Origin of the sequence: Pseudomonas sp. NBRC 111127 (genome assembly GCF_001320345.1) — a bacterium.
GTDB classification, from domain to species: Bacteria; Pseudomonadota; Gammaproteobacteria; order Pseudomonadales; family Pseudomonadaceae; genus Aquipseudomonas; species Aquipseudomonas juntendi.
This window is the reverse complement of the sequence record NZ_BCBD01000338.1, coordinates 1-980: the sequence shown is the minus strand read 5'-3', so window position 1 is coordinate 980 and position 980 is coordinate 1. Positions and strand designations below refer to the sequence as shown.

Genomic DNA, 980 nt, shown 5'->3' with positions numbered 1-980 from the left:
GGTTGTTTCCCTTTTCACGACGGACGTTAGCACCCGCCGTGTGTCTCCCATGCTCGGCACTTGTAGGTATTCGGAGTTTGCATCGGTTTGGTAAGTCGGGATGACCCCCTAGCCGAAACAGTGCTCTACCCCCTACAGTGATACATGAGGCGCTACCTAAATAGCTTTCGAGGAGAACCAGCTATCTCCGAGCTTGATTAGCCTTTCACTCCGATCCACAGGTCATCCGCTAACTTTTCAACGGTAGTCGGTTCGGTCCTCCAGTCAGTGTTACCTAACCTTCAACCTGCCCATGGATAGATCGCCCGGTTTCGGGTCTATACCCAGCGACTAAACGCCCTATTAAGACTCGCTTTCGCTACGCCTCCCCTATTCGGTTAAGCTCGCCACTGAATATAAGTCGCTGACCCATTATACAAAAGGTACGCAGTCACCTAACAAAGTAGGCTCCCACTGCTTGTACGCATACGGTTTCAGGTTCTATTTCACTCCCCTCTCCGGGGTTCTTTTCGCCTTTCCCTCACGGTACTGGTTCACTATCGGTCAGTCAGTAGTATTTAGCCTTGGAGGATGGTCCCCCCATATTCAGACAAAGTTTCTCGTGCTCCGTCCTACTCGATTTCATTGATAAGAGATTTTCGTGTACGGGGCTATCACCCACTATGGCCGCACTTTCCAGAGCGTTCCACTAATCTCAAACCAACTTAAGGGCTGGTCCCCGTTCGCTCGCCACTACTAAGGGAATCTCGGTTGATTTCTTTTCCTCAGGGTACTTAGATGTTTCAGTTCCCCTGGTTCGCCTCTTGCACCTATGTATTCAGTACAAGATACTCAGCTTGTGCTGAGTGGGTTCCCCCATTCAGAGATCTCTGGATCACAGTCTGTTTGCCGACTCCCCAAAGCTTATCGCAGGCTACCACGTCTTTCATCGCCTCTGACTGCCAAGGCATCCACCGTATGCGCTTCTTCACTTGACCATA

1 rRNA gene is annotated in these 980 nt (G+C 50.7%); it reads right to left on the bottom strand.

The features are described from left to right. Positions 1 to 977: ribosomal RNA gene (locus tag APH30_RS27315) — 23S ribosomal RNA — on the bottom strand; the annotation flags it as partial. Between the last annotated feature and the right edge of the window lie 3 nt (positions 978 to 980).